Source organism: Lelliottia sp. GFLA7, from assembly GCF_056490165.1.
Genome location: NZ_JBWLAQ010000086.1, coordinates 1 through 440, shown reverse-complemented (window position 1 = coordinate 440; position 440 = coordinate 1). Strand labels below are relative to the sequence as shown.

Genomic DNA, 440 nt, shown 5'->3' with positions numbered 1-440 from the left:
GGAGGGGGATGGCTTCAAATCGCCACTTTGGCGGGAGGAGCAATCTATGGACAGGGAAAGCGCAGGGCTGCTCGTCGCGGCTTGGGCGGTGCTGGTTCGGCTGTTGCTGCACCTGGCATCCGCCGCATGGCGTCGCGGGATCAAGAAAGATGCTGAGTGACGAAGCGCCGCGCTTCTCCGTTCCCGACGTTTACAAGCTCGGGTCGCTGATCGTCATCGGCACGCTCGCCTATTCCAACCTTTCGCAGCAACAGGCGCGCGCCGATGAACGCATCGAAATGATCTTGCAGCGCGATGAGAAGCAAGACGCCAACATTGCCGACCTGACCAAGATTGCGGCGGCAAACGCGGAGACAATCCGGGCGATGGCAACCGAGACCGAACGCACGCGCGATAGGGTGCGCTTGCTTGAAGGCGGCCGGCCAATCGGTGCGCAGAAA

1 protein-coding gene is annotated in these 440 nt (G+C 61.8%); it reads left to right on the top strand.

What is annotated here, in order from left to right; translation table 11 throughout:
* Positions 1-149 precede the first annotated feature (149 nt).
* Positions 150-440, top strand: a 291-nt coding sequence (locus AC07RN_RS21280; protein WP_478337264.1) for a hypothetical protein, incomplete at its 3' end; no start/stop codon positions are given.